Source organism: Xenorhabdus khoisanae (assembly GCF_001037465.1).
GTDB classification, from domain to species: Bacteria; Pseudomonadota; Gammaproteobacteria; order Enterobacterales; family Enterobacteriaceae; genus Xenorhabdus; species Xenorhabdus khoisanae.
This window is the reverse complement of record NZ_LFCV01000077.1, coordinates 1-8,908: the sequence shown is the minus strand read 5'-3', so window position 1 is coordinate 8,908 and position 8,908 is coordinate 1. Positions and strand designations below refer to the sequence as shown.

9 protein-coding genes and 4 pseudogenes are annotated in these 8,908 nt (G+C 40.3%); 6 read left to right on the top strand and 7 right to left on the bottom strand.

Translation table 11 applies throughout. The features are described from left to right. Positions 1 to 526 (top strand): phage tail fiber protein (locus tag AB204_RS12410; protein WP_047963685.1); only part of this gene is annotated, 526 nt, incomplete at its 5' end. 43 nt (positions 527 to 569) lie between these two features. On the opposite strand, the gene AB204_RS12405 is transcribed toward AB204_RS12410, so the two are convergent. After that, positions 570 to 932: a hypothetical protein gene (locus AB204_RS12405; protein WP_047963684.1), complete on the bottom strand. Its 363-nt coding sequence runs from the start codon at positions 930 to 932 to the stop codon at positions 570 to 572. Positions 933 to 1,261: 329 nt separating this feature from the next. Between AB204_RS12405 and AB204_RS24130 the strand changes: the two are divergent. Further along, positions 1,262 to 1,678: pseudogene (locus AB204_RS24130) on the top strand (DUF2829 domain-containing protein); the annotation flags it as partial. A 1,506-nt stretch (positions 1,679 to 3,184) separates the two neighbouring features. Here the strand turns inward: AB204_RS24130 and AB204_RS12395 are convergent. Together AB204_RS12395 and AB204_RS22405 are read right to left on the bottom strand one after the other, a co-directional pair. Then, positions 3,185 to 3,376 (bottom strand): annotated as a pseudogene (locus tag AB204_RS12395) (transposase domain-containing protein); the annotation flags it as partial. Positions 3,377 to 3,800: 424 nt separating this feature from the next. Continuing rightward, entirely contained in the window at positions 3,801 to 4,073 is a 273-nt protein-coding gene (locus AB204_RS22405) for a hypothetical protein (protein ID WP_152671539.1), read from the bottom strand. Positions 4,074 to 4,641: 568 nt separating this feature from the next. On the opposite strand from AB204_RS22405, the gene AB204_RS22795 reads away from it, so the two are divergent. Continuing rightward, entirely contained in the window at positions 4,642 to 4,809 is a 168-nt protein-coding gene (locus AB204_RS22795) for a hypothetical protein (protein WP_161796564.1), read from the top strand. Positions 4,810 to 5,624: 815 nt separating this feature from the next. Continuing rightward, the gene (locus tag AB204_RS12390; RefSeq protein ID WP_072061438.1) at positions 5,625 to 6,125 is read left to right on the top strand and encodes a phage tail protein; all 501 of its coding nucleotides are present in this window, start codon (positions 5,625 to 5,627) and stop codon (positions 6,123 to 6,125) included. Between the two features lie 37 nt (positions 6,126 to 6,162). Here AB204_RS12390 and AB204_RS12385 read toward each other — a convergent pair whose 3' ends face one another. From AB204_RS12385 to AB204_RS23980, 4 genes and pseudogenes are all read right to left on the bottom strand, one after another. Next, the gene (locus AB204_RS12385; RefSeq protein WP_047963681.1) at positions 6,163 to 6,663 is read right to left on the bottom strand and encodes a hypothetical protein; all 501 of its coding nucleotides are present in this window, start codon (positions 6,661 to 6,663) and stop codon (positions 6,163 to 6,165) included. Positions 6,664 to 7,093: 430 nt separating this feature from the next. Next, entirely contained in the window at positions 7,094 to 7,348 is a 255-nt protein-coding gene (locus AB204_RS12380) for a bacteriocin immunity protein (protein WP_047963680.1), read from the bottom strand. Between the two features lie 9 nt (positions 7,349 to 7,357). Further along, a complete protein-coding gene (locus tag AB204_RS23510; protein WP_324292613.1) occupies positions 7,358 to 7,777 on the bottom strand; it encodes an HNH endonuclease signature motif containing protein in 420 nt (139 codons plus the stop codon). Next, positions 7,778 to 7,954, bottom strand: a pseudogene (locus AB204_RS23980) (S-type pyocin domain-containing protein); the annotation flags it as partial. 340 nt (positions 7,955 to 8,294) lie between these two features. On the opposite strand from AB204_RS23980, the gene AB204_RS21440 reads away from it, so the two are divergent. Both AB204_RS21440 and AB204_RS23975 read left to right on the top strand, forming a co-directional pair. After that, positions 8,295 to 8,480, top strand: coding sequence for a hypothetical protein (locus AB204_RS21440; protein ID WP_235428084.1), 186 nt, complete (start codon positions 8,295 to 8,297; stop codon positions 8,478 to 8,480). 160 nt (positions 8,481 to 8,640) lie between these two features. Beyond that, positions 8,641 to 8,908 (top strand): annotated as a pseudogene (locus tag AB204_RS23975) (hypothetical protein); the annotation flags it as partial.

Here is an 8,908-nt window from a genome sequence, read left to right as displayed (position 1 = left end):
TGTTGACCTGTGGGGGACAAAAAACACCACCGTAGACAACAACGGCTTCCTAAAAAAAGCCTCCCCCATTATCCAAATCCACCCCGATGGCAAATTCATCACCAACGACGAATCCGAGGGGGCCACGGTCACCAAACTCGGCACCGGTCATTATCAAATCTCTGGTGTTCTCGGTTATAACGCCGATGGGGCATGGGGCGTGCATGGTGGTATCTCTTCCCCGAAGAACAATAATGGACTCGAACTCATCTACCTTGATGACAAGGTCCACAAGGACGGCACTATCACGATTGAGACGTTCCACCGTCAGCATACCCATTTACCCAAGCAGTTCCAGAACAAGCGGATAAAAGAAATCGTGGACGGTGAGAAGGTTTACTATGCCGATGGTGAGCCGTGCGACATCCCCGAAGGTTGTCGGTTAGACGTCCGCGTCCAGATGCCGGAAGATTCGGTGTGGAATGTGGGGCAGGAAGATGTAAATGCGACATCTGACATAATTGGTCCGAACAACAGAAGTAATTAGGGGCTATTTGCCCCTTTTAAGATCTTGATGTATCAAGGAGCGGTCAGGTCATCTTGAAAAGAATCTTTTCAAAATAATGTATATCATATGAACCAGCACTTGTTATATAGGTTCGCAATCCACTTAAAAGTAGACTTTTGTCGTTGGTTCTAACGCCATTCCAATGATCAGTTATAACATATTCAGTTGATTCAGGACGTATAATTGCATAAAAGCCTATTTGGAAAACAGGTTGTTGGATGACGTATCTATATTCTCCAGTAACGTTATTATAGGTGAGATCACCTATAGATAAATCTTTGGCTTTGAAAATGCCATTGAATGTTCCTGGTCTGTCATCACTATTGATTATAGTGAGTGAAAAATTCTCATCATGACTCGCATAAGTACCATCTATAGGACCCATAATATTATCCTCTGATTTAATGAAATGTTTTTGTCTCTAATTTGCTAAAAACTCTTTTCGCTAATTCAACAGATAAAATAATTTCTGGATATGTTTTGTGGTGGGGATTTTTTTTCTTACTCTCTCATAAAGTGACAAACGGTAAATTAATAAAGTTTATCTATCGACTGATGAAATTTAGTGTGATGGAAATGAAAAGTGTTGTTTTTTTCTTTGACTTTTCCCTATTTGTACCATCCCCCACACAACCCCAATCAATTCATTCAACCCTCCACATTCGTTAATATATTCGGGCTGTCCAGCAATTAATAATTAAACAAGGAAATAGTATGTCTGACGTTATTAAGCCTGAAAACGAATGCCCATTCGACCCAAAACACTATCAGTGTGATTGCTTTATTGCACCGGTGGGTTCTTTCTCTTGGGCTTTGATTCAATTAAAACTACGCAAGCGTGTTACCCGTTCTGCTTGGAAGAATTGCCAAGGGAATAATGAGATGTATTTGGCTATCACTCCACGTGTAAATGAGTTAACCATAGAGAAAGAGAGTGCCTATGCGGTTGATGGGGTAGCCGTTGGGACTCAGTACGATTATCTGACCCATATCGATCTACGCAATGAACATGGTAACTTCGTACCGTGGCAACCAACGCAGGAAGATATGATGGCGTGTGATTGGGCGTTTGTGGAAGAAGCGGGAGAGAAAAAAGAGCCAGTGAAGCCAGAATTGGAGACGGAACCGAAGTTTCTATTGAAGGGGAAATTAACCATTGGCACAGCTCTCGATGGAAATATGTTTGGTTATGCCGATCTGAGTAATTTTGAAAATGGCTATCGCATGGGTGAATGGGAAGAAATTAGCAACAATACATCAATTTCAGAACTCATAGAACTCAGTATGTCTAATGCTAACCTTAACCCCCCACACGCTCTTGCTATTTTTGATGATGTTAATGTTGTCAAGATTAGAAGTGAGCTTGGCTCGAAAAGATTAATCGTTAAATGTTTAGATAAAGAATATGATTTAGGGATGAGTCATGGAGCAGGTACCAATAAAACTCTTATTCATACTCAAACAGAAGGCTCGTTGGCATTAGAAGAATTATTTACCTCATCAGTCGGTAAGACACTTGAGCTTGAATTAGCTTTTTATGATGAGTAATTAATATAGACAATCTCAGTGCTAGAGCATTTCAGGGCCGCGCGTTGCGCGGCCTTCCCCTAACCCCTTGACTTCATTATTCTCTGTCCCTGTGACAGAAATAAGTAAAATCAATACGTTACGTTAAAGAGGATAATTATCCTCTTTTAACCCATTGATTTAATTGAATTCCTGTTCTGTGCAGGAAATAAGCAAAATCAACGACTTAGCTAAAGGTGGGATTTCTCACCTTTAATTCAGCACGCTTCTGTTTCAAACTGAGGCGTGAATTAACTATAGGGACTCCTTGAGGTTAAGGGGTCATCAATCTCTGAGGCTACCCTCTTTAAGAGGGTTGGCTATAAATCACTCATTAATTTTAAACCAAGTGAATAATGTTCACTCAGTTCAATCGGCGAAACTTTTCGCTCAGTCATCGGCTGAAAATTTAGCCTGTGGGTATGCGAAAAATTTCTCACACCTCAGCAACCCTTTGATTACTCCATTCATCCTCACTTTGGAAACTGGAAATATTGAGATGTCCCGCGTGGTCAAAGTGACGTTCTCGGAAAAATCAATGGGTTACAGTGATAGATTGAAAAATAAGCAGACGCCATATTTACAGTCTGGTTATCATTGGTTCCGACGATATTCGTCGTCAGTCACTGAGTTACATTAAGTAACCCTGTGAGGGTAAAAGGTATGGTGGAAATCACCATACCCAAGATGGGATATCACATCTTAAAGATGGTGGTGATTTCCGCAACACCTTTTCTTTTTGTGCCTGACTAACTGTCAGTCGCAAATTAACCGCGTCGCTAAATGATACGCGGAAAGTTTGTGCAACCCTTAATGAGGTGTACAAATTCTGTGAGTAAATATCATTTACGCTCAAAGTCTGATAATGGGATATTGGATTTTGTATCGACGAATTTCGTCGGGACAAATAATCACCTGTTTGCATACCGATATTTTCGGTGCTCAAACTGACCCACTTTAAGAGGGTCAGTTCTTGTCCCGTACAGCAAGACAACCAACCCAAAGCTATGTAAACACACGGTGAACTCACCTTGAAAAACACGGCAAGTTTTTGTTGGGGGTTTGAGGATGTTATTGGAAGGTATTACCCCTGTACGGCAACAGCTCTTGCAGTCGGTTGTTCGGCCACGACGGTAATCGCGTCAACACATCGCGTAACCACACGAACGGATCGAGCTGATTGGCTTTTGCCGTCTCCAGCAGGCTCAGGATATCCGCCAGACGCTGACCCGCACGGAGCGAACCCGCGAACAGCCAGTTGGAGACATGTTGCAGCTGCTGTTCGCGTGAAGTGTAACGTAATGTTGGCATAGGAAACCTCGTTTCGAATAGAACCGGGTTCCAATCCTGACGAAACGGAAAGTCTTCAACAAGGTGAGTTCACCGTGTGTTTACTTTCTTTTATCCGCCTGTTCTGAAAGTGTTCAGGTAAATGGGTGTGCAAAGGGCTTCACTGAGACAACACCAAGTTCGATATTAAATCTTTATTTATCAACATGATGTAAGTTATTTACGATACAAAAGATAAAATTGAGACAACATAAAATAGGCTTGGTTGTCTCAATTTTCAGATATTAATCATTATAAAACAATAAGTTAATCTGCTTGAGACAACCGAGACAACCGAGGCAACTGAGACAACACCGTTTGCTTAACTTATATATAAAGAGAAATAAAATTATGAAAATTAATTTGGAGTTCTTGGCGCAAAAATATGAGTTAGTGACTGACGACGAATATCGTCGGTAGTGATAAAAATTTCTGTATGGCGGCGATCAAGCTGGAATTCAGAGACATACCCGCGATAGTCGATAACAGCAATTACGCCATTAACTAGAGTAACTTGTTGATTTTTATGATGGTCAAAATCTTGACCATTAACTATGGTGGAAATCACCATAGTTTGCGAGTCAGCATAACTGCCCTGCAAAGTTTGTGAGTAACCAGTAGTTACGCTCAAAGTTATTTGCGAGTTACTTTAAGTAACCTACAAATTTCCGATTATTGGACATTGGATTTTGCATCGACGAATATCGTCAGTAGTGAGAGGTCAGTACGTTAAACGTTCCGACCTTGTGAGGGGTGACGACGAATTTCGTCGGTACAAAATCCAAAACAACATGGTCAAAATCGTGACCATCTTTAGGGTGGGATATCACACTTTAGGTATGGTGATTTCCACCTTACCTTTTGCTTATGTGAGGCTAGCAACTGAAAAATTTTTTGCAGTTGATGACCTTACACTTACAGGGTTACTTAATGTAACTCAGTGACTAACGACAAATCTATCAGTAAGCTTGAAGTTAAGTTGTTGAAAAACAATCAAAGCCCGAATTCGGGCTTAGGTCAAAAAATAATCCAATCGGGAATTTCCTAATGTAACTCATGACTGAATGCGTAATACGTTCGCAGTGAATAGCTTGTATTTAATGTTTTGATTTTTATGATGGTTGAAATTCCAACCATCTATCGGTGATGGAAAATGGCACGAAGACAGAAGAAGAACGAACAATTGATAGTCGGCCACCATGCAGGTACAGAGCGAGAAGCGCAGTGATTACCCGCTGCGTGTCGTTGGCTTTGATGAGGTGGCACTATCGGTGATGTTATTGCGGAAAGGTCAGGTGATCACGGTGACGGGAAAGGCTTCTTACTGGCAGGGCTATCAGTTGGCTGTCAGTTCCATCGCTCCATAGGTTCCGACGAAATTCGTCGTCAGTCATTAACACAGGACGTTTAGTGTACTGAGCTCACTTTAGGCTATGAAGATATCAGAACATGTTTGAAAATAAATTAACTGCACAGTAATATATTTACTGACTTTCAGTATAACAATCAAAATGCAAAATGCTTTTCTAGTGGTAAGTGAAGTTGTATAGTAAATTGTATAGAATCCAAGATATAACTTATTTTATGATTTTAAAATCAAAGTGTTACATGCTATGTTCTAAGCTCTTCACTGTCCCATATAGTGAGACAACCAACCCGAAATTATCGGGTAGGCCAAAGTGAGGACCACGGTATTCTTCGAGCTCACTGAGCTAATGACCTCGACAATAGGACTCCTTAACCTCAAGGAATCCCTATAGTTAATTTCACCGCTTCCATTTGAAACAGAAGCGTGCTGAATTAAAGGTGAGATATCCCATCTTTAGCTAAGCCGTTGATTTTGCGTAATTCCTGCTCAGGATGGGAATTCAATTAAATCAATGGGTTAAAAGGGGATAATTCCCTCATTTAACGTAACTTACTGATTTTATGTAATTCTGTCCCTGAGGCAGAGATTAATAGACTCAAGGGTTATATCCCACTATCAGTATGCTAAATCTTATCAGTAAGCCATAGGTAAATAGATTTTATTAATGTCCCACCAACCATTCCGTGCCATTCTAACCAGAAGCTCTCTCCAATATTGATGAACCCATTTTATAGATGTTCACAGGCGGAGAAACATCCCACCGCCTTCATGTTACTTAGCAATGTGTATTGTTGATTAAATGAGGGAATAGCTATGCAAGATAAAAAACCTGACGTATCAAATTTAAAAGACACAGTACCAACACAACAATCCTATGAAGACTTTGGTTATACTGCCGTGCCCGTTGGAGTTCCTATTCCTTGGCCGTCAGAAATTCCACCGGACGGTTGGCTTAAATGTAATGGTGAAGTATTTGATACAGTAAGATATCCGAAACTTGCCCTTGCCTATCCATCAGGCAGATTGCCTGATTTAAGGGGGGAATTTATTCGTGGTTGGGATGATGATCGCGGAGTAGACTCGAATCGCCAAGTTTTATCGTGGCAAGCTGACAGAACAAAAAAGATACAACTAGCGGAAGGTAACGGTGGCAATTACCTAGCCTTATACCAAGGCCCCCTAGATAAACTCCTCTACCCAATCGGCAGAGATGCAATAGGACGCGCTACTGAAAATTCAATTGCTAACAATACAGGCGGTGACGAAACGCACCCCCGCAACATAGCATTCAATTACATAGTCAGAGCCGCTTAATTCGGAGCTAACCATTTTAACCCGCAGAAATTGCGGGTTAAAATGATATGCGCCTAAATTTCGTATCAGGCAGAAGATGTCTAATATAAGGCGTCATTAAGTATCTTAGTTCTTGAGGAGGGCGGTAATGTCCACTGGCATTTGTCCAGAGCGATAGCTCACCTTGGTCAAAGAGTATGCTTCCTGCATAACGTACTGGCTCTCTATAACCTATTGATGAATGACCATCAACTGCATCATACCAGTGGTAATTACTGTCACGTACACTTCTGGCGCAATATATAGTATGAGGATCGTCAGCGGTAATAACAAAGATATATAGCCCATCTGCTAATTTGAGTTTTCCAGTCACCCAATTTCTTAAAAAATATTTTTCAGTTTTTTCCAATAAAAAAATAGACTTACGCTCAGCCGGCCGTTGTAAGGCTTTGTTTTTCTGTAATGGAAGTAAATTTTCCGGTCTTGTCATGTTAAATTTATTTAATAGAAAGATATCAAATATCTCTTTAAATGACATTTCATCATCTTCATCATACATAATGAACTCCTTAAATAGGCTTTCAGATCTGATATATCCTTAATTTATTGGATATATTTAGAGTTGATATAAATTAAGGTTAACTTAAAAGCAGTGGTGGGAAAATTAAAGATAAGTACGTCCATGTATTCATAAAGTGGACGCTATGTCAATCTTTACAAGATAATTTCAACAGGTTAAATATTAATGTGTAAAGCGGGATTTCCCGTCTTTTAACCCCTTGATTCTATTAATCTCTGTCTCTGTGCCGGAAATAATAAAAGTCAATGGCTTATAAATATACTTACTTTAACTATTTGATTATTATCAATTGTTCTAAAACAGAATAATCCGGTTCTCTGCCGGAAACAAGGGATATTTAGGAGTTCTGTTAATTTCTACAAATACGCATAAGTGGGACTGCAGTCCCACTATGATTTGTACAAATCAATTATTTCTTAAATAGTAGCTTTCCATTTTCAGCACGCCATTGTTTGACTCGCTCAAGAATTCCTTGAGGGGAGTCTTCCGCACCTACGGGAGGATAATAAATAACGTCACTTCCATCTGGGTGTTCAGTGAGCCGCTTGAATTCTAAGACAGCATCTCGTCCTTGTTTTTCTGTCTCAAAATCAGCTTTAAAGATTTTTGTGATGAAAGCCAGAAATTCGGCTTCAGTATAATCTTCAAGCTTCTTCTTACTCATGGATAACTCCTATTTTTTATGAATGCGGATATGGTTTTTAGGTGTCACAATTCTTAGGTTATCAATATTATACACTGCGCCCCCATGTTGAATTTCTTTAACATGATGAATCTCAAACACCTTTCTTCCACCAGATTGCTCCGAGTCGACAGTATAGGGAGAACGTTCTTTTCGCAAAAGTTCTTCATTCCCCTCATTAAATTGATTAATAAGATTGGGATCCTTTCCTATTTCACCCCATAACGCAGCCCTAAAATCATCAAATCTGTTGAAAGTTCTTCCTCGTAATTTATCCGCAATATGACTGGGAATAGGCACACCTAAATCTTTTCCGGCACTTTCCAGCCAAATACCACTGACAGATTGACCTTTTCCAGTTACTGTACCCGGATTATACCGCGCCCCATCTTTTTTTAGATAAACATAAATCGGCGGAATGTCCGGAACAGGGGTGACCAGAATATAATCTGCTGGGCGTCTATCTTCCAGTATAGGGAAACTTTCAATGTTTATCCCTGTTGGCTCTGGAATCGGTGTTATCAGCAGCGTGTTGAGAATATTTAACGGAATATGGTGTCCCGTATGATTAGGAAACCTAAAGCCTGGGTCTGCCGGCGTCCTTTTTAGATATTAATCATTATAAAACAATAAGTTAATCTGATTGAGACAACCGAGACAACCGAGACAACACCGTTTGCTTAACTTATATATAAAGAGAAAAAAATTAATTTGGTGTTCTTGGCGCAAAAATATGAGTTAGTGACTGACGACGAATTTCATCGGTAGTGAGTCATAGGAAAGATAATCCATTGATTTTTATCATGAACCAAAAACAGAATCATCTACAGGTGGTGGAAAATGGCACGAAGACAGAAGAAGAACGCACCCTCGATAGTCGCCACGGTCATAGGGAAGATTACCACTGCTCTCAAACGTATAAAAAGCCGTGATAGTAGTCGCCACCATGCAGGTACAGAGTGATAAGAACAGTGATTACCCGTTACGTGTCATTGGCTTTGATGAGGTGGCGCTGTCAGTGATGTTATTGCGGAAAGGTCAGGAGATCACCGTTACGGAAAAGACTTCTTACTGGCAGGGCTATCAGTTGGCTGTCAGTCCCATCGCTCCATAGGTTCCGACGAAATGCGTTGTAACCTTTTCACAAGATTGGTGCGTTAAACGTACTGACCTGCTCACTGAATACGATATTCGTCGTTAGTCATTTAGTATATGGAAAAAAACTTACTGAATTCGGTTCAACTTATGGAAACCCAGATGGTAATTTATTTAATATGAAGGACTTTGGTCATCCTTATGAATATGGTCAATATCGGTTGAAAATCGAAGTGTTGGTGGATTTTGTCCACGGCGATCCAGATCAGCCGGTTATTGTCGGGCGAGCCTACCATGCCAACAATATTCCGCCAAACCGCCTGCCCATGGCAAAAACCCAAATGTCGAGCCATTCGAAATATAATTTAGGTAATGGTGATATATATGAACATGATAAAATATCTTATAAAACAGAAGGCGAAGGTGCTAATCATTATTCTAATGATG